Here is a 20,681-nt window from a genome sequence, read left to right on the forward strand (position 1 = left end):
GTTAAAGTGGGTTTGGCGAGAAATAACAGAGTATTTCTATATGGTTTTAACATAACTCAAAAGCCAGATTTATGTAATTTATTTTATACATTATCAATAAGTTTACCTAAATAATTAGCGTGATGAGACGCAGTAGAGGTATCATCAAAAGGTTTTTATTAATTGCGAGCATTGTTATGAAAAAAATACCAACCAATATCATCACGGGTTTTCTTGGTGTCGGGAAGACGACCACTATTTTACAACTATTAAAAAATAAGCCAGAAGGTGAGTCTTGGGCTGTTTTAGTGAATGAATTTGGTGAAGTCGGTATCGATGGTGCTTTTCTAACAGAAAGCGGAGCGATGGTAAAAGAGGTTCCGGGTGGTTGCATGTGTTGTACTGCCGGTTTACCGATGTCTGTTGGTATTAATGCATTATTACGTCAAAAGCCAGACCGTTTGATTATTGAACCTACAGGGTTAGGTCATCCCAAGAAAATCATAGCGATTATTCAATCTGAGCATTACGAAAAATACATTGATTTGAAATCAACCATTGGTCTTGTTGATCCCCGTAATCTGTCCAACGAAAAATACACAAGCAATCAGAATTTTAATGACCAGTTAAGTATCTCTGATGTGGTTGTTGCGACTAAGATGGATATTGCGTCAGAGTATGATGAATGTTTATTCTCTTCATGGGCAAAATCATTACCACACCAGCCTAAATTCACCACCATTAATCATGGTGAGCTGCCTTTACATTGGCTAGATGAAAATCGTACAGTTGAAATAACGATTGAAGAGCATCACCACCACCATGCAGTTGAAATGGTGTTAGAGCCGGGACAAAAATTCTATCGTAAAGAAAATAAAGGGCAGGGTTATGTCAGTTGTGGTTGGTTCTTTGGGGCTGAATCTGTATTTGATTTTGATGAATTGTTTTCAATGTTATCGGCACTTACTGCTGAACGTGTTAAAGCTGTAATTAATACTAACAAAGGGTTTTATGCATTTAATGTCGCTAATGGTGTCGTTTCAGTCAATTTATTGAGTATTGATGGAATGGAATCAAAATTAGAGGTAATCGATACTCAGTTATTACCTTGGGATCAATTAGAAGAAGTGCTATTGAGTTTACTTATTGAAGAGTAATAGGTAAGTGAGCAAAAAAAGAGAGACTAACTTAGGGTAGCCTCTCTTTTTATTTATGAGTTAAAAAAGAATTAACGTTTGTTTTTTAAGTAACGCTTACGACGTTCTTCTTTTTTCTTAATTTGTTGCTCAACTTTAAGCGCAGCTGCAACTTCAACCGCTTCAAGTTCTGCTGGGATCATTTCTGGAAGTTCCAGAGTTAATTGACCTAATGTGCCCGAACGAAGTTCATGAAGAAGAATTTCAGACGCTTTATAGATATTAATTCGCCCACCAGTTTGTAAACAACCACGGCTACGACCAATCGCTTCCATTAGTTCTAAATCATTATCTGGTAATTCATCCAAGTTGTAGCGTTCTTTTAAACGCTCTGGATATTGTTTTGCTAAGTACTCAACAGTATAGAAAGCGACTTCATCGTAATCCATTGCTGTATCTTTTACAGCACCAGTCGCAGCAAGACGGAAACCACTGTGTGGATTTTCAACTTTAGGCCATAAAATGCCAGGAGTATCAGAAAGAACAACCCCATTTTGCAAATTAATACGTTGCTGACGACGAGTTACTGCTGGTTGGTTACCGGTTACCGCAATCATACGTCCTGCTAACGTATTAATGATGGTTGATTTGCCAACATTGGGAATACCCATAATCATGGTACGAACGTTTTTTCCCATGGCTTCACGGTGCGGAACCAATTTACGACATCTTTCCATAATCTTATGGATTTCATCGGGGTTGCTGGTTGTCACTGCCATTGCTGTGACGCCTTGCTCTTTCTCAAGGTGTTCAATCCAAAGTTGAGTCGCTTCAGGATCGGCTAAATCACGCTTGTTCAAAACTTTAATACAAGGCTTGTCTTGACGTAGAGAGGCGATCATTGGATTCTCACTACTGAAAGGGATACGAGCATCAAGTACTTCGATGATCACATCCATTTTAGGGATCACTTCAGCGATCTCTTTTTGAGCTTTATGCATGTGACCAGGGAACCATTGGATGGACATAGCGTGAATCCTTTAAAAATCAAAAACGCTATTTTAACGGCAAAGTCAAAAGAGTAAAGGGAAGTTACGCAGCTTGGTGATTTTGTTGTTGTAATGGCAAAGGTTTACCCAATAAAAAGCCTTGAAAATAATCAATACCGAGTAATTTCATATCTTCATATTGTTTGGCGGTTTCAACGCCTTCAATAACAATCAATGCATTTTGATTTCTGGCTAGGGAGATTGCAGAAAGAATAGGTTCAATATCGCCATTTTCATACTTAAGATTATCTAGTTACAACTAATAGCTGTATGCTAAAGATGTTCCATTGGAATATCTACCTCAATAAGTTCTTTTTGATCTATCATGTATAATTAGATCGTTATGCAATATTCATTTTATATAAGGCGTTAATTGACTTGAGTTTATTAACGCCTTTTTCATTTAAGTTGTCTTTAACTCAGTTCCAGTGGATTTTTCGATGTTAAAAATCATGGAGCATAGAGGAGCGTTCAATAAAATGGAACACAGGAGGCTCGTGCATTAAAAATTTTTGGTGTGAAATATTCCAGGCGTAAGCTCCTGCTAGAGAAAAGATCACATAATCACCGATGTCGATATGCTCAATATATTGATTTCGTGCTAGGACATCTTTTGGTGTACATAGCTGACCAACCAGCGTAGCCGTAGTATGACTTATCGAATGTGAAATTTCGGGTTGCAGGTTACTTTCCACAATCGAAAAAGGGTGATCATGGTTTTGTGCTGCGGGCGTGCGAAAGTGATGAGTACCGCCGCGTGCGATCACAAAATTCTCGCCAAGATTTTGTTTAATATCTAGCACTTCCATTACGTAGTAGCCACAAGATGCAGAGATGTAGCGTCCACACTCAAAACGCAGTGTCCAATCTTGTAGTTGTTCTTTGGCAATCAACAATTCCAATTTGTCACAAAACTCCATCCATGGAAAATGCTGTTTAGGATCTTGATAATTGATCCCCATTCCCCCGCCGAGATTAATTGTCAGTTCATCGAGTGAAAATGTATTTTTCCAAGAGTTCACCACTTGGAAATAACGTTGCATTAAGGCGAGGTGGCGTTTGACGTCAAGTTGGTGTGACATCAAATGGAAGTGGAAACCTTTTAGCTTTATTAAGGGGAAATCACGTAAGTATATCAGCGCATTGTTTAACTCATTCTCATCTAAACCAAACGGGGTCGGTTTTCCGCCCATGGCTAATTTACTAAGTGTGATATCACCAATGTCGATATTCATACGTAGGAAGATCGAGGCAGGGCGATTTAACTCCTTCGTCAGTATACCAATGCGTTGTAACTCTGTGAGGCTTTCTACATGAATTGCATCAACATTGAGTTCTATCGCTTGTTTTAATTCACTTGGCATTTTTCCCGGACCACCAAAAATTAGTGGTTGGTTGAGTTGTTGTTGGTGTAGGTGAGTAAGCTCTCCACCTGACGCCGCTTCAAAACCATCCACATAAGGAGCTAGAGTTCGTAATATTGGCGCAGAAGGGTTCGCTTTCGCGGCATAAAACAGCTCAACGTTTTTCGGTAAGACATGGCGCATCTGTTTGATATGCAGTTCTAATGCGTTAAGGTCATACAGATAAGCACACAGTGGTTGCATTTGTTGTTCTGCCAGTCGCTGAACTTCTTGCTGAATATGTGTAGGGAGCAGGCGAGAATTAGGCATGAGAACCTCCTTGCTTTTTTGTTGTCCAGGGCACCGAAACTAGAGTGTAGCCAGATTCTTTATCGGCATTTTTCATCAAACGTGTTGTGAAGTTATTTTTACTTGGGAAGTAGCCACCATTGAGTAATGCAATCAATTCGGGTTGTTTACCATTGATTGACTGCCAGCGAGTAATGGCGTCTTTTAATGCTTCCCATAATGCCTCTTCAAGTACTGAATTCCCCTCTGCGATAAAGAAAATAGCTTCACTAATGTTGTTAATGAAAGTGCAGTAACCGATACGATTCCAGCCTTGTTCACGGCTGTAGTAAACAGATTGACGAGCACAATCAGATAGTTGATGTAGAGTCTCTGGCGACCAAAACTCTGGCAGTAATTTGGTGCCTTCTAAGTCTCGAATCCATACACAGCATGGCATATCTTTTTCAAAACCAATCAACGTATTTTGTAAATGAGGTTCAAACGCCACACCATGCTTAAAGTAGTAGTTAAATATACCCGGGATCAAATAATGTAAATAGCGCTCGAACCACAATGTTGCCAAACTTTCATACTGGTTTTGTGTTGATTTTGCCTTATGTTTGAGTTGAGTAGCGATGCAACTGTTTCCGTCTTTGTCGTAGGCAAAGAGGGATCCGGCTAAAGTCGGTTGCAAGATATCAGTTTCACCCAAGGTGAAGTTTTCTCTATATAAAATACCAAATGATTCACGAGCTTTTATGATATCGCTATGTTGTTGCTCCGCGATAGACTCTAGATTTAATGTGGTGGCGTAAGGTTCTGTCATTACTTTAAATACAGGGTTGTGTAGCTGTTCGCTTTCTTTTATTGGATGAAGAATCGAGGTTAATTGAACCGCACTATCGAGTTCATACCATGCATTTTTACGTACACAGTTAGTCAAACGTACGTTGATAGAAAATTTAGCGAACCAATCCATATCAGGGTGATAAAGAGTGCGTACCGATGAGGTGGGTAAGAGCTTTTCACCACCTAAACCCAGAGGAGTAATTCTCCCTTGTTCGATAGCTCGTTTGACCGCAGGATTTTGTAAAAGGGTGTAATTTTCCCAAGGGTGGCAGGGGTAAAGCATGGTTGCCGCAGAATGACTCTTTTCTGGTGCGAGTTTCTCCAGCATTTTTTGTGGTGAAGTTCGATTGTCTGAGCTCAAGACATCGAGCAGCGCGGTATCGACTTCAAACCAATACAGAGGAACTTTAGCTCCAACCTCAGGGGAGCAAGAGAGTAAATCATCGATACTGATGCCTGAGCGACTCTTTGGCGTGGGATGAAAAGTATGCCCCCACAGCAATGATTGTTCTGATGCGATAAACGCATTGTGATACTGAGAGGTATTGCCTAAGTTGAGAAACTGTTCGGTGATCAACAAACTGTTTTCCATTTGTTCGACTAACTCGTGATTGAATGGAATCACTAACACTTGTTTTAGATAATTGAGTAGAAGTGTCAGAGTTTGCGTTGCATCCAGCTTGCACCAAGTTGTGCCGGGCATTTTAGCCCAAGGTGTATCACTGAGTTTTACTTTTCCCAGTTTGCTGATGTACTCAACGGGTAAAACCAACAAACCATTCTTCTGAGATTGGTTTTGGTGAGGTAAGTGAATAGCTACACGTTGATGAGCACAATAGTTTTTTTTCAGAGTCTGAGGCAGAGAGGCTGAGCTAAAGTGCCAATCGACTTGATTTTTCGGTATCGCGTATTCACGTAAATAGCAGTTAACCACACCCATAATAGTATTGATTTGGGCTTTTTCACGATTGAAAAGCATTTTTTTACGGCTTAAAAGTTCTGTGTTTTTAGCTGAATGTTCAGTCGGAAGTAATTGAGTGAATAACATTTTTATGTCCAAATTTAGAATGGATGATCAGTGCAATAACGGTACCGCCACTGACCAACGTAGAAAGTAAGAAAGGAACCTCAAGCCAACCTAAACTTGAGACGAAAGATGCACTTAACCCTGCTCCAACTCCGCCCCATTTAGACATGGCATCAAAGCGTGAAAACACTTTTCCGCTTTGTCGTCGATCAATTTGGTTTGCTAAAGCTTGGTGTAAGCCGTGATAGCAGCAGACCATGCCAAGGCCAAAGACAATGCGAGCAACAATCAACATTTCTTGATAAGAAATCAGATGCATTGCCGCGCTGAATGACAGCAAGATAAACCCTAGCCACAAAATACACTGTGGATGGTGTCGATTAATCAATTCTGAGAACAGATGAACTTTCCAAGCAAAGATCAAGTAGATACCATGTGGTAGAGCGTATAAAAAACCAATCCATGCTTGATTTGTCACGCCGTATTGCTGCACATAAGGTGAGAAATAAGGGAACGTGACTACCATGGCAAAAGCAAAACTAAATTGTGCACCGAATACCCAATAAAGGGCACTTAATGGTTGAACTTGAGTGCATTGCTCTTCATTAGATGATTGGTCTTTTTTAGTTTTTCTTTTTGCAAGGTGATCGGCTGGCAGTGTTAAGGTGATCGCTAGTGCCAATAAAGGCAAAGCGGAGAGCCAAAGATAGGCGTTAAGTGGGTTGGTTTCTGATAAACTCCAACCTAACCCAATCGGTGCAATGATTAACGCTAAACGGGCAGAAAGCTGAGTCTTATTTAGTGACTTACCCAGTGTTTTTACATCTTGAATTTGGCTAGATAAATAGCTATTTGAGGCAGCCATGGTGCCACCAAAGGTTCCTTGAACGACAAGACCAAACACAAACATCGTTAGGTTATCTGCTAAACCACACAGTGCGAAACCTGTTGCAAGTCCGAGTTGAGCACGCAATAAAGAGCGACGTCTGCCATATTTATCAGCAAATTGTCCCCAAAAACGAGCCGCCACAGCAGTGCAAAAGGTTGGTAGAATAAATAATATCCCCGCCCAATCGGTATCAATATTCGCGTCAAGTGTCGGTAAAACCATCGGTAAAAACAGAGGCATTCCCAAGGCTGCAAACGCCGCAATAAAGTGGCAGAGCAGCACGCAATAGATGAGTTTGGTCATGATGAATTAACTCACGCTCTGCTTGATGGTTTCAAGATAAGCGTGTTGTGCTTCTTCACTGGTAAGCAGCAAGAAATTTGGTGCCGACAAACCATAAAATTTATTGATATCGCTTGCGCCAGATGCTTCTTTTGATAATAAGCTGCCCGAACTTAATAAATACTTGGCGTACAGGTTTGGGGAGTCAAATAACATCTTGTGTGCGAGTGTGATGTCGTGCTCTTGGTTACCTAACTGGTAAAGTTGTTGTGAAAGACTGTTTGCGACCGTTGCATATAGCGAAGCCGAAGATGTAATTCCTTTCTCAGCCATTGCCTCCACAATTGCAGCTATGTCTAATTGCAAAGTAATAGTGGTAAACATCTGACCAAGAGCCAGTTCGTTGTCTACTATGATGCGATGATCTAGTAGTTGGTCGCACTTTACAGGAGAGTGCTGCTCAAACGCTTGGAAACGATCTGGCCAAATACGTGCGGCATCATTATCTTTCATAGCTAAGGTCATCTTACCTTGTTTATCAAAGGCGATGATGGCGTTTTGTTGATTCGATTCCAAGGCGATGCCGTAGCGGATCCACAACGTGAGGTGTACTTTGCACAACAGGTCAACATAATCCTTAAACCAAGCCAGTGTGTCGTGTTGATAATACTGATCGGAAAGATGCTCTAAGAATAAACGGCCATCAGGCATTGGACTGGCAAGAGCAGCAACTGGCACCAACGCTTTGTCTTGGAAGTGGCTCAGTGGATATTCACGTACGATGTAAGCGAAGGTTTTATCGTCTCCAACGTGGCCGCCGTGCTTCTCATTGCAATGAAAAAACGAGCCGTGTAAATCTTTATCATTTTGTTCTAAGTGTGTTAGCAAGCGTTCAAACCAGTGACCATCATAGAGCGTGGATGGCTTGATTAATCGGATGTTTTTGGTACCCAATGAGCGCATGATCAATGGCACTTTGATGTGGATATGTGGTGCTTGTTTTACGACTACGGTACGTACGGATAGGGTCGGAGTGACATCAAGGTACGCCAGAGGTGCTTCAATGACACCTTCTGGTAAAGAGGAGAGACTTTGCAGCGTTAGTGGATGCGCAGGGAATAGTTCATGGCTCAGAGAAAAATCTTCTGGAATTCCCACTTGTTCCATTGTCGGCCAGCATTCCGGTTGTGGGCAGGTCAAAGTAACGAGTGACTTTTCAATCGCAAGCCAACGAAGAGTAAAGCTTTGTGCAAACTCTGGTGCGTACTCTTTGAGGTCTTGATCGCTCAAACCAAACTTAGCGCGAGCTGTTGGGTAGTAAGGGTGATCGAGGTAGGACGCAATTTGATCAGCACGTAAGAGCTTTTGTTCCCAACGATCCAGACGCGAGATAGGCTGCATGAGTGATTGAGAATGTAGAGAGAAGGCTTCATCACACATACCTTTGTGTTTCTCTGCGCATTCGAGTTCTTGTAAGTAGCTATCTAGCAACGAGTGAGAGCTTTTGTCAGCACTTTCTTTTAGTAATTCAATCCAATCATGGTAATCCTGTTGCTGCTCAACACGGTCATTTCTCTCGATAAACCAACCATTACCGCCAGAACCATCTGGTTGTCCGTATACCCATCTTTGCATGTAATAACTCGGAGTGACGGGTAAGTAGAGTGTAAAATTCAAACCCGTAAAATTGAGCCATATTTGCGCGCGAGGATAGGAAGAGATATTGAGCTTACTTGGGATCTCAGTGTTAAATCTACTTCGAGACACTAATTCAAAGAGGTCTTCACGTAGGCAAGTGTCGATTAAGCGTTGAGTTAGGTATAAAGCGTTGTCGTTCATGCTGTCACCTCGCTGACTGATGTGAGATTAAAGCTAGATATTGCTTGTTGGCGTGTAAATTCTAAGGATTGCTCAGAAGGAGACACGATTGAAATTCTTGCTAAGTAATCTTTGTTGGAGAAGCTTTGTCGGAAAGTATCTCCCGCCTGTTTAAGCACTTGCTGCTGAGTGACGATATCGCCCTCTTGGTGAGTGAAAGAGGTTGATGTACCTTCAATAATTCCGTCTTGTTCTGCCACCACGTAATGTATATGTGCACTACCATTTATGTGGAATGCCCGATCAATTTTATTACCAAGATGAAGATTTAAGATGGTGGAGAACCAATTTCCACTGCTGAGGTTATCGAGTAAGAACTCTCGCCCATCGCCAATACTGCGATAGTTAATTTCGACTAATACTGGACCCAATTCAGTAATGATGAATTCGCTATGGCAAATGCCAAAACCAACGCCAAATGTTTGAAGCTGATTCACACACTCATCACGATATTGAATGCTATTGGGTCCATTCCAACTAGCCGCAGTCTCTATGAAATAAGGAGGAGCCGAAAGCTCTACATCGAATCCACCTAGAGCAATCAGTTGCTCGCCATCGCCCAAGGTTTCTACCGTAATAAGAGGTCCTTGTAGAAATTCTTCTATTAAGATCGGGGTCGTGGAGTGTTTTTGCCAAAACGCATCGCAATAGTTGTCTAGTTCAGCTTTATTGTTGCAGCGCTGAACATCTATGCTAGCGACACCTTCTTTAGGTTTAGCTACGACAGGGAAGGTCAATTCAAGTTCAAGCACGGTATCTCGATGTAACAGCGCACTCTGAGTGTTGGGCAGAGATTTTTCGCTTAATACTTGGCGGGTTAAATGTTTGTTCTTCGCTTTTAATGTGACGGTCCAATCTTTTGCGGGTACATCAAAAAATTGACCACAGATAGCCGTGGAGGTTTGCAGGTAGTCGCTGTTGCTAAAAATGGCATCTGGTTTCAGACCATTTTCGGTAATGATCTCTATGAGTTCAAGCGGATTGAATACATCACATTCCAGAACGGTATCAGGGTTGAATTGGTTATCTTCACTGGCCAATTTTAAATGGCTGAGCTTATGATCGGTGATCAAAACGACGTGAAGGCCCATCGCTTTTGCTACGGGTACGAAGCCGTGGATGATGGCATCATTCACGACATGACTTACGATTATCATTGTTGATTTCATGGGGTTTTCCTAGTTTTCCTAACGTTGTTACTGCCTGAATACAATCAGTATTTACTCAAATTTTTGGTAAGAATTTGTAATTATTATTTTATCTTATTGATTATATTGTCATTAATTTCACACTCTGATTTATAAGGGAAATCAATATAAGACATAAAATTAATAGTTGCAAATACAAATGATATTTGTTTTCATTCGCGTATTGGTGGTGTTTTATAAACTGAAATGGAATTAGAAATGAACATGAAATTGACTTTATCTCCTCTTACTTTGGCTATTGGAGCTGCATTGGCCGCAACAGTCGTGACTCCTAATGTGTTGGCGGCAGAAGAGGTAACCACGAATGAAACGATGCTAGTTATTGGTCATCAATATGAAGGTTACGCCGAACATATGCCGCAATCGGGAACGAAAACGGATGTCGAGTGGTTAGATGTGCCGCAAGCCGTCTCTGTGGTTACTAAGACAGAAATACAAGACCGCGGTGCAGTGCGTTTAGTCGATGCTCTTGATGGTGTGGCTGGGGTAAATAATACCTTAGGTGAAGGGAGCCGAGACCAATTTGTGATTCGTGGTTTTGATGCGCTTAACGACATGTATCGCGATGGCATGCGTGATGACGGGACGCTGCAATCATATCGTAGCCTGGCTAATATCGAACGCGTTGAAGTGGTAAAAGGCCCTGCGGGTGCACTTTATGGCCGAGGCTCTGCTGGAGGCATTATTAACTTGGTGACTAAGCGGGCTAACGGCGATAATTTTACCAGCGTTAACGGCAGCGTTGGCAGTAATAGTCAATTTGTTGGGCAGATCGATAACTCAATGGCAATTACAGATAAGGTCAATGGTCGGATCAACGTGGAATATCGACAAGCGGACTCTTATGTCGACCATGTTGACTCTAATGACTTTTTTATTGCTCCTACTATTCGAGTATTGCCTGCTGAAGGTCATGTTATTGATTTAGATGTTGAATACGCGCATCAAGAGTTGGTGCCATATCGTGGTGTACCATCGAAAAACGGTAAGCCTGTCGATGTTTCGAGCAGTACTTTCTTTGGTGGAACGAACGATTATCAAGAATCGGACAATATTCGACTTGCGGTTAATTACGAGTGGCAATTGAGTAATAATTGGATATGGACAAACCGTGCATCCTATAGCCATATCGAATTAGAGCAAAAAGGCACACGTCAGGGCACAGTAACAGGAGATAAAGTTTCTCAAACCGTTAACAATTTTGGCTATGACCCTCGTACCACTACGACGGTGCAATCGGAATTAGTTTGGGAAACAGAATCTAACCAAATGATGATCGGTGCCGATTATAATCAAATTAATATCGATCTCACATTGGCAAGTGATAAAACGCTTCCGCCGAAAGATATTTACGATCCTGTCGTTGGTCCAACGCCTGATCCGGGTTTTAAACCTTTCCGTGATAATACGACAACGACGACTGGCGTTTATATTCAAGATGTTTACACCTTTGGGGATCTTTCTGTAATTGGTAATGTTCGCTACGACTCTATGGATCTTGAACAGCAAAAAGCGGGAGCAGCAAAAGAGAACTTAGACGATAACAAAATGAGTTACCGTGCAGGGTTGGTCTACCGCCTCAACGATGATATGTCAGTGTACGCAAGCATGGCTCGTTCATGGCAGCTACCTTACTCTGGCATTTATATTAATCCTAAATTAGCAGAGTTTTTCCATACCGATCTGAAAGAAGTGGGCGCAAAAGCTTACTTATTAGACGATGCGTTGATGTTAAACGCAGCGATCTTCCAAATTGATCAAGAACAACCACAAACCAATGTGGACGGAGATGTTATCAACAAGATTGAAGCCCGTCATCAAGGTATTGAGTTGGAAGCGCGCGGTCAGTTTACAGATAAGTGGGATATTTCGGTGGGATACAGCTACCTAGATGCGGAAGATAAAGAAACAGGTAAAAAACCGAATGATGTTTCTGATCACCTGTTCTCACTTTGGAGTACTTATCAATTAGGTGACAACTGGCGATTGGGTGGTGGTGTGAAATACGTAGGTGACCGTTATGCGGGTAATGATGAAGCTGTAGCTTTAGGCGATTACACCACCGTCGATTTGATGGCAGCATACACTACAGGCCGTCACAAAATCCAAGCGAATGCTTATAACGTGTTGAATGAGGAATATATTCTGGGTGCGACGAATGGCAAGTCTGGTTTGAATCAGATCGGTTACGGTGCGCCAGCAGAATTCATGCTTAGTTACGGATACCAGTTCTAAAATCATTGCCCTTAACCTGCTTATATATAGGAGATTTTCATGTTTTACCAGAATTTGGACGGTAAACTTCAAATACAACCCCAAGTACAATTTAAGCTGCGCCTGAGTGTACTTGCGGCAGCCATCGCATCAGTAACTTCCATGAATGCATTCGCTGCATCAGAACCTAAAACGACAACTATGGAAACGATTGTCGTGACTGCGAGTTTAATCGATAACTCAGAAGTCGAGGATGTGAAAGAGTATCCGGGAGCTCGTACTGTTCTTACTAATGAGCAAATTAAAAAGACCGCTGCGCGCTCTATTGATTCAGCATTTCAAAGCGTTCCTGGAATTAAAGTTCAAGATGAAACTGGCACGGGTGTTCTACCTAACATCTCGGTGCGCGGCTTAAAAGCAAGCCGCAGTGGTCATGCTCAATTTCTAATGGATGGTGTCCCACTAACGTTGGCACCTTATGGTCACCCCGGACAGTCGATTTTCCCTGCAACACTGTCTATGCTTGACCGAATAGATATTGTACGTGGCGGTGCTGCCGTACAGTACGGACCGAACAACGTTGGTGGTGTGATCAACTTGGTGACAAAGCCTATCCCAAACTCTTGGGAAACTGAAATCAGTAATCGCCTCACTGTATTTGAAGATGGTGATACACCACTTAACGATTTTTATTTGCGCACCGGTGGTTGGTTAACAGATACGCTTGCATTACAACTAGAAGGTAACTTTTTAAAAGGCGAAAGTTTCCGTGAACACTCTGATACTGAGGTAAAAAACTTCCAAGCTAAAGTGCAATGGCTGATGAGTGATACTCAGGAACTACAAGCTTTCATTCAGCGCTATGATGCCGACACGCAAATGCCAGGAGCGCTATCACCAGAAGATTATAAGAATGATCGAACTCAATCAAAACGACCTTATGACGAGTACCAAGGCTCATCAACGCGTTGGAGCGTGAAATACCTGCAAGACTTGAATATTGCGGATAGCGCTGAATTGGAAGTGCTGACATTTGGTCATAATTCTGAACGATTCTTCCAATGGGGGTTTAATGGCGCGGGTGGTCATTGGGCGGATCCAGCATTACCCTCAACCGATATTCGTACTTCACCGCGTGAGTTTACCGTTTATGGTGTAGAACCTAAATTAGCGATGTACTTTGACAGCAACACAGTGACGCAAAACTTAATTGTGGGTGCGCGCTACGTCAATGAAAATATCGATTACAAGCTGACTCAAACTCCAATTGCGGGTGGTGCGACAAGTGTACCTCGTGATTGGCATCTTGATACCGATGCTTTTGCAGGTTACATCAGCAATGAAATTGGCCTATTTAATGATGCATTAAAGGTAACGCCGGGCATCCGCTACGAGTCAGTTGATATGAAATTCGATGATCTGGGTAAAGCGCAGAGTACAGATAATAAGGTAACAGAATGGTTGCCGGGTTTAACGGTGGCGTACCATCTAACGGAACAATGGGTCGGTTATGTTAACGCACAGAAGTCTTTGCGTGCACCACAAATTGCTTATATCCGTGGTTTAGGTGAAAAGGGCAGTGAACTGGCATGGAACTATGAACTGGGTGCTCGTTACAATCAAGATTCAACCAGTTTTAGTGCAGCACTTTATCGCATTGATTTTAAAGATCAGTTGCAATGGCAAAGTGCGACGCAAACTTTTGATAATATTGGTAAAACGCTTCACCAAGGTATTGAAATTTCTGGTCGTTATATTCCCCAAAAACTTCAAGCTCTGAGCTTAGGTGCTAGCTATAACTACTTGGATGCGACTATGGAAGAAGATGGCACAAATAAAGGCAATCAACTTCCTTACACATCTAAACACCAACTGAATTGGGATGCAACTTACGCCTTTATGGGGGTAGACACTACGCTATCTGGTTACTATTTCAGTGAGGCTTACTCTGATAATGCGAACACAAGCGCTGAGGATGCAACGGGTGCGAAAGGTAAAGTACCTGCCTACATGGTATGGAATTTCAATCTAGGTTCCGATTTATATAAGGATGAAAATGGCAAGCTACGCATGAATGTCGCGGTGAACAACCTGCTTGATGAGGATTACTATTTCCGTGGTATTGATACTAGCCCTGTAGGTCGTTATCCCGCTCCAGGACGATCTTACACTTTGGATCTAAATTACCAGTTTTAGAGCGTAACTAATTGAAACTAAATATAAATAAAAGTCGCCAATAATAATTGGTGACTTTAACCGCTTTAGTGTTAAGGAAAATTAAATATGAAAAACAATTCTCGATTCTTGTCATTGAACGGATTGGTGGTAATTTTCACTTCATTATTTTTCAGCTTGCTCTCATTTTCGAGTTCAGCAAGCTCGCGAGTAATACAAGACGAGCAAGGTCAGTTTGAGATCGCCACAACGCCACAACGTATTGTCGTGTTGGAATTTTCATTTGTGGATGCCTTAGCTGCTGTGGGGGTTTCTCCTGTTGGTGTGGCTGACGACAATGATGCTTCGCGAGTGATTCCTGCGGTGCGTGAATTGATTCAACCATGGAAATCGGTTGGTATGCGTTCTCAACCGAGCTTAGAAGCCATTGCAGTATTAAAGCCCGAGCTGATCATTGCTGATGCTGAGCGCCATCGTACGGTCTATCAAGATTTACAACGCATCGCGCCTACACTACTGTTAAAAAGCCGAGGTGAGACTTATCAAGAGAATTTGAAGTCCGCACTCAAGATTGGAATAGCTGTTGATAGGCAATCAGAGATGGAGCTGAGAATTCAACAGCATCAACAGGCGATGGCTGACTTCAAAAGTCATTTTTCCCTTAAGGAAACCATCCAATTTGCGGTGGTGTCGGACAAAGGTATGTGGTTACATAGCCCTGCCTCTTACGCAGGAGGAGTGCTCACCGCATTGGGCATTGCCAGTCCACTTGTTGCATCAACAGAAAAAGCGTATTTACCAACCAGTTTTGAGTTATTACTGAAAACCAACCCAGATTGGCTACTTCTAGGGGCTTATTCTCATCCGAATATTGTCGACGATTGGCGAAAAAATTCGCTATTTAATGCACTAACATCGGAGAAAAAGAAACAACTTGTCGAGGTTTCACCAGAGCTTTGGTCATTGAATCGAGGTATGTTGGCTGCTGAGCAAATAGCTCGAAATCTTGAGCAGATTTTGGATCGATCATGAGCTCTTTGCTGCTTTCTGGTAGTAAACTTGATATTAAGAACCAACGTCAGTCGATACTTCAGTGGCGAGGGCTCTTGTTTACGATGCTGGTATCGAGCCTAGCGCTCTCTGGTTACATGGCTTCTATGTTGGGGTGGTCTAATTTCTCGCTAACGTTTAATGATTTGATTCAGTACTGGTTTACGTTTGATGAAAGTAATATGACTCATCAAATCTTAGCGACATTAAGAGCGCCAAGAGCTTACGCAGGATTATTGATTGGGGCGAGTTTGGCTGTTTCGGGGTTATTGATGCAGGGATTAACGCGTAACCCGCTCGCGTCTCCTTCGATTCTCGGGATTAACGCTGGTGCCGCTTGTTTTATGGCGTTAGCCGCAATTGGTATACCTTTGGTTAGTGCAATCAATCCAATCCTTAATGCCGTTTGTGGTGCGTTATTAAGTGGTGTTACCGTGATGCTTCTCGGGGGATTTTTTTCTTCTCGTTCACATCCTTTACGTTTGATTCTGGCTGGTATTGCCATCAGCGCATTACTTGTTAGTTTAACGCGAGCGGCACTGATCCTTGCTGATGATATGGCTTATAGCGTGTTGCACTGGCTTACAGGCTCATTGTCTAGTGTGAACTCTGAACAATGGCAGCAGCTTTGGCCGCCAGTATTGATTGGTTTGATATTAGCAATGAGTCTTGCTCGTAACCTTAATTTGTTGGCTCTTGGAGAAGAAGTTGCCGTTGGATTGGGGAGCAACATTTGGCTTACTCGTATTGTTAGCGGAATGACTATTGTGCTACTTGCTGGTTCGAGTGTTGCTATTGCTGGGCCTATTGGTTTTGTGGGTTTATTAGTCCCTCATCTTGTTAGGCCTATAGTGGGTCATAATTACCATTTACTTATTCCAATTTCCGCATTGGTTGGCGCAGCGTTGGTGGCATGGTCAGATGCGTTATCACGAGCAATTGCTTTTCCAACTGAAACGCCGGTTGGTGTTATTACCGCCTTGCTTGGAACGCCTTGTTTTATTTTGATTGCGACGAGGAGGTCATGATGATTCGCCAGACGAAGATTCTCTTGTTGTTTGGAGTGCTAGTGATAGTGGCATCCACAGGTTTGTTTATTGGTGCAGCTTCACTTTCTGTATCTCAAGTTGTTGAACATTTAATAACATTTTCCAATGACGATTTTATTATTCATCAATACCGATTTCCACGTATGTTGCTTGCCATTGGTGTGGGAGCAGGGTTAGGGCTCTCTGGCGTATTAGTTCAAGGAGTGATACGTAATCCGCTAGCATCCCCTGATCTAATGGGTATCAGTGCAGGAGCTGGACTTGCCGCGACAGCGAGTTTAGTTTTGTTTCCTAATGCACCAGTTAGTATGCTTCCTCTGATTGCAATGTTCGGTGGGGTTTTCGCCGCTGTGCTGATTGCAGCACTGGCATGGTGGACAAAACCAACCCCTGCAAAATTAGCGTTAATTGGTATTGCAGTGAGTGCATTTCTTGCTAGTAGCATCGACTTCTTACTTGTCACTAATCCCATTGAGATCAACACGGCGATGGTATGGCTAACAGGTAGCCTTTGGGGGCGAAACTGGCAACAAGTGCCCTTTATTTGGAGTGCATTACTCTTGCTATTGCCAATCGCGTTTTGGTTGGCTTGGCGTTTGGATGTGATGGGACTTGGGGAAGAAAGTGCGACAACACTTGGTACTAAACCAAAACAGATACAGGCTTTCGCGTTGTTGGCCGCAGTATTACTTGCCAGTATCAGTGTTTCGGTTGCAGGGACGATCAGTTTTGTGGGTTTATTAGCTCCTCATTTAGCTCGTTTATTATTTGGACACAATCATAAATTATTGGTCCCTAGCTCTGCATTGTTAGGCGCGATTCTAGTGACTTGTGCTGACGGACTGGCAAGAGGATTACAACCACCGATTGAACTGCCTGCTGGTGTACTTACCTCTGTGATTGGCGCGCCTTATTTCATCTTTCTTATTTATCGTTATCGAGGTTGGTAACCATGCTTGAAACACAGAACCTTTCCGTCGCGTACGGCAAACAAACAATTATACCGAACCTTTCGGTTTCAATTCCTAAGGGAAAAATTACCGCCTTAATTGGACCAAATGGATGTGGTAAATCCACCTTGCTAAAAACCTTGGTTAGAATTAATAAACCAATAGCAGGAGATGTACTGTTTGAAAATAAATCGTTATCTACCTATGGTGATAAAATACTCGCACGCTCGTTGTCACTCTTACCACAAATATTGATAAATCCGGAGGGAATTACAGTAAGAAAATTGGTCGAGTATGGTCGCTCTCCTTATGTATCTCACTGGGGAAGATTAGGGCAAGAAGATCAATTAATTGTCGAACAAGCGATGCGCGATACAGGCGTATTTGAGTTTGCAGATAAACCCGTAGAATCACTGTCTGGTGGTCAACGTCAAAGAGCATGGATTGCGATGGTGATAGCGCAAGATACGGATGTTGTGATGCTCGATGAACCAACAACCTACCTTGATATGTCGCACCAAGTTGAATTAATGAATTTGATGCAGCAGATGAATGCCAAAGGAAAAACGGTGGTTGTTGTACTACATGATCTCAATCAAGCGTGCCGATACTGCGATCACTTAGTCGTCTTAGACCAAGGACGCCTCGCTACCGAAGGATCACCCGATCAGGTGCTGACAGAAAATATGCTCAGTTCTGTTTTCGATCTCAAAGCTCGTGTATTTCGTGACCCTATTTCAAATACGCCGATGTGTGTGGCGATTTAGTTTTGGCTAATTATCGGTAATGAATAATCGTTATACGACGTGAATCACGTTTGAGTTGTACTTACCCTCACAGAAAAGATAAGTACAACCGGACTGACTTGAAAGTTACGCTGTCACTGTTACTTCATAAGACCCGAATTTGCGAATATTAATCACTCCGGTATCAAACAGAAGATATTGGCCTTTAATGCCATTTAATACACCCGTAACTTCAGGGTTCTTATCAAAGTTATGACTGACTATTTTGACGGGAAACTCGTTAACAGGGAAGGTAATATCTAGAATGTTTTCGTCCAGTAGTTCAACGGAATCGTTACCGTGCTCTGCTTGAATTTTAGCTATCGCGTCTTCAATTTGTGGTAATAGTTCTAATGCTGCTTCTTTTAGAGCAAGTGGTTCATTATTACCTTTTAGAAGTGTGCGCCAATTGGTTTTATCTGCAATCAGCTTGGCTAATTCAATTTCAACCAAACCTGAAATTAAGCGGTTTTTAACTTTAGCGATAGGTAAGCCCTGCGTAGCCCCTTGATCAATCCAGCGAGTCGGGATTTGTGTATGGCGAGTAATACCAACTTTTAAACTTGATGTGTTTGATAAATAAACGTAATGATCTACAAAACAGTTATCTTCTCCCCATTGAGGCTCACGGCAAGTGCCTTCTGCAAAATGACAGGTTTCAGGTTTCATTATGCACATATCACAACTTGCTAATTTTCTCATGCAAACAAAACAGTGACCTTGTGAATAGCTTTTCTTGGTTTTTTTTCCACAAGAGCAACAAAAGATATTGCCCGTATGAGTTAGGGTGAGCGTTTTACCAATGAAGGCGTTAAGTTCAATTTCTTCATCACCGACAGGTAAACGATATTGAACTTCACCATCAAGCAGTGATGCTCGCATTTTTGCTAGTGTTCCAGTAATTTGAATGCTCATAGACTTTTTCTACTTTCTTTTTATTAGGTTAGGATTTTTATTTGTTAATTATATTGTAGCAAAGTGGTGGGAGAGTATATACCTAAGCAATTCTCTCTGAATTTAGTTCTTTAGTTCAATTAAGCATAGCCGTTCAAATGAAGATTTATATGCAAGGATAAACGACACTTATGTTATAATGCGCCGCATTAGACCAGAATGACTGGTTATTCATCAATAATACTCGAAATCGGAGTGCAAGCTTTTGCAATTTAAAGATTTAGGTTTAGATAATCGCCTATTAAAAAATCTCGCTCACCAGAACATCAAAAAACCAACAGAAATTCAGCGTAAAGCCGTACCTGTTGCGATGGCCGGTAAAGACATTCTTGCGTCATCAAAAACTGGTTCAGGTAAAACGTTAGCGTTTGTATTACCAATGCTTCATAAATCACTGAAATCAAAATCGTTCTCGAAGAATGATCCTCGTGCAGTGATCTTGGCACCAACGCGTGAATTAGCAAAACAAGTTTATACTCATCTCCGTAGTATGTTAGGTGGCTTAAGTTATGACGCTACCTTGATTACCGGTGGTGAAAACTTTAATGACCAAGTAAATGCATTACGTAAATTCCCTAAATTTATCGTAGCAACACCAGGGCGTTTAGCTGATCATTTAGAGCATCAATCTTTGTTCTTAAATGGCTTAGAAACGCTAATTCTTGATGAAGCAGACCGTATGCTTGATCTTGGCTTTGCTGAGCATTTACAAAAAATCCATAAAGCAGCAAACCACCGTCGTCGTCAAACATTAATGTTCTCTGCAACATTAGACCACGACGCAGTGACTCAGTTTGCTGGCAATATGCTTGATAATCCTAAATTTGTTTCTGTTGGTTTATCAACAGATGAGCATACGGATATTACGCAAAGCTTTTACTTGTGCGATCATTTAGATCATAAACAAGCATTGTTAGATAAAATCATTGAAACAGAAAAATATTTCCAAATCATGATTTTTACAGCGACTCGCTCTGACACTGATCGTTTAACCGAGCGACTTAATGAGCGTAAGCTTAAAGCAGTAGCACTAAGTGGTGACATGAACCAAACCGCTCGTAATAACATCATGAGTCAGTTTGAACGTCGCGCACATAAAATTCTAGTTACGACGGACGTTGCTTCTCGTGGTTTAGATTTAACTAGCGTAACTCACGTTATCAACTTCGATATGCCAAAACATATGGAAGAATACGTTCACCGTGTTGGTCGTACTGGTCGTGCTGGTAAAAAAGGGACAGCAATCTCTTTAGTTGGTCCAAAAGACTGGGAAAGCTTTAAACGTATAGAAAACTTCTTACAGAAAGAATTAACGTTCTCTGTATTTGAAGATCTAAAAGGTAAATTCAAAGGTCTTGTACCTAAGAAGAAACGTACGTTTGTTAAGAAAGACGACGCGAAGAAAAATACAGCAAAACGTGGAACTCATAAACCAAAGGCTGCTAAGAAACGTGATAATTCATTCCACACAAATGTGGCAGTGGGTGATCAAGTATTTATGCCAAAGAAAAAGCCAAAAACATTGGTTGTTGATGACGAATAAAATAAGTATTTATTTTAGATAAAAAAATGG

The 20,681-nt window shown here is 41.8% G+C and carries 16 protein-coding genes; 8 read left to right on the forward strand and 8 right to left on the reverse strand.

Annotated features, from left to right (window positions below; translation table 11 throughout):
* Positions 1-176: 176 nt before the first annotated feature.
* Complete coding sequence (locus A6E03_RS00330; protein WP_065599929.1) at positions 177-1,136, forward strand: GTP-binding protein; 960 nt, start codon at positions 177-179, stop codon at positions 1,134-1,136.
* A gap of 71 nt (positions 1,137-1,207) precedes the next feature.
* Here A6E03_RS00330 and ylqF read toward each other — a convergent pair whose 3' ends face one another.
* The 7 genes from ylqF to A6E03_RS00360 form a co-directional block, all read right to left on the reverse strand.
* Positions 1,208-2,143, reverse strand: coding sequence for a ribosome biogenesis GTPase YlqF (ylqF, locus tag A6E03_RS00335; protein ID WP_065599930.1), 936 nt, complete (start codon positions 2,141-2,143; stop codon positions 1,208-1,210).
* Between the two features lie 64 nt (positions 2,144-2,207).
* Positions 2,208-2,387 (reverse strand): EAL domain-containing protein, encoded by a 180-nt coding sequence (locus tag A6E03_RS19750; protein ID WP_083190284.1) that lies wholly within the window; start codon positions 2,385-2,387, stop codon positions 2,208-2,210.
* Between the two features lie 220 nt (positions 2,388-2,607).
* Positions 2,608-3,837, reverse strand: coding sequence for a type III PLP-dependent enzyme (locus A6E03_RS00340; RefSeq protein ID WP_065599931.1), 1,230 nt, complete (start codon positions 3,835-3,837; stop codon positions 2,608-2,610).
* Positions 3,830-5,695: an IucA/IucC family siderophore biosynthesis protein gene (locus tag A6E03_RS00345; RefSeq protein ID WP_065599932.1), complete on the reverse strand. Its 1,866-nt coding sequence runs from the start codon at positions 5,693-5,695 to the stop codon at positions 3,830-3,832. The genes A6E03_RS00340 and A6E03_RS00345 overlap by 8 nt, the downstream gene beginning before the upstream one ends.
* Positions 5,667-6,866 carry an MFS transporter gene (locus A6E03_RS00350; protein WP_065593128.1) on the reverse strand — a complete coding sequence of 400 codons (1,200 nt, stop codon included), beginning with the start codon at positions 6,864-6,866 and terminating at the stop codon, positions 5,667-5,669. The genes A6E03_RS00345 and A6E03_RS00350 overlap by 29 nt, the downstream gene beginning before the upstream one ends.
* A gap of 6 nt (positions 6,867-6,872) precedes the next feature.
* Entirely contained in the window at positions 6,873-8,684 is a 1,812-nt protein-coding gene (locus A6E03_RS00355; RefSeq protein ID WP_065593127.1) for an IucA/IucC family protein, read from the reverse strand.
* A complete protein-coding gene (locus A6E03_RS00360; protein WP_065599933.1) occupies positions 8,681-9,892 on the reverse strand; it encodes an acetyl-CoA carboxylase biotin carboxylase subunit family protein in 1,212 nt (403 codons plus the stop codon). Before A6E03_RS00360 ends, A6E03_RS00355 begins: the two co-directional genes overlap by 4 nt.
* Before the next feature lie 237 nt (positions 9,893-10,129).
* Here A6E03_RS00360 and A6E03_RS00365 point away from each other — a divergent pair, with 237 nt between their 5' ends.
* From A6E03_RS00365 to fecE, 6 genes are all read left to right on the forward strand, one after another.
* A complete protein-coding gene (locus tag A6E03_RS00365; RefSeq protein WP_045102245.1) occupies positions 10,130-12,166 on the forward strand; it encodes a TonB-dependent siderophore receptor in 2,037 nt (678 codons plus the stop codon).
* Between the two features lie 39 nt (positions 12,167-12,205).
* Complete coding sequence (locus tag A6E03_RS00370; protein WP_065593125.1) at positions 12,206-14,341, forward strand: TonB-dependent siderophore receptor; 2,136 nt, start codon at positions 12,206-12,208, stop codon at positions 14,339-14,341.
* An 87-nt stretch (positions 14,342-14,428) separates the two neighbouring features.
* On the forward strand, positions 14,429-15,352 hold the full coding sequence (locus A6E03_RS00375) for a Fe(3+) dicitrate ABC transporter substrate-binding protein (protein WP_065593124.1): 924 nt from the start codon (positions 14,429-14,431) through the stop codon (positions 15,350-15,352).
* A complete protein-coding gene (locus A6E03_RS00380; protein ID WP_065593123.1) occupies positions 15,349-16,398 on the forward strand; it encodes an iron ABC transporter permease in 1,050 nt (349 codons plus the stop codon). Before A6E03_RS00375 ends, A6E03_RS00380 begins: the two co-directional genes overlap by 4 nt.
* On the forward strand, positions 16,398-17,369 hold the full coding sequence (locus A6E03_RS00385) for an iron ABC transporter permease (RefSeq protein WP_065593122.1): 972 nt from the start codon (positions 16,398-16,400) through the stop codon (positions 17,367-17,369). The genes A6E03_RS00380 and A6E03_RS00385 overlap by 1 nt, the downstream gene beginning before the upstream one ends.
* A gap of 2 nt (positions 17,370-17,371) precedes the next feature.
* Positions 17,372-18,136 carry a Fe(3+) dicitrate ABC transporter ATP-binding protein FecE gene (gene fecE, locus A6E03_RS00390; protein ID WP_065599934.1) on the forward strand — a complete coding sequence of 255 codons (765 nt, stop codon included), beginning with the start codon at positions 17,372-17,374 and terminating at the stop codon, positions 18,134-18,136.
* Between the two features lie 105 nt (positions 18,137-18,241).
* Here fecE and A6E03_RS00395 read toward each other — a convergent pair whose 3' ends face one another.
* Positions 18,242-19,069, reverse strand: coding sequence for a DUF2797 domain-containing protein (locus tag A6E03_RS00395; RefSeq protein ID WP_065593120.1), 828 nt, complete (start codon positions 19,067-19,069; stop codon positions 18,242-18,244).
* 244 nt (positions 19,070-19,313) lie between these two features.
* On the opposite strand from A6E03_RS00395, the gene A6E03_RS00400 reads away from it, so the two are divergent.
* A complete protein-coding gene (locus A6E03_RS00400) occupies positions 19,314-20,651 on the forward strand; it encodes a DEAD/DEAH box helicase (RefSeq protein WP_065593119.1) in 1,338 nt (445 codons plus the stop codon).
* Positions 20,652-20,681 lie beyond the last annotated feature (30 nt).

Source organism: Aliivibrio sp. 1S128 (assembly GCF_001691065.1).
Taxonomy (GTDB): domain Bacteria; phylum Pseudomonadota; class Gammaproteobacteria; order Enterobacterales; family Vibrionaceae; genus Aliivibrio.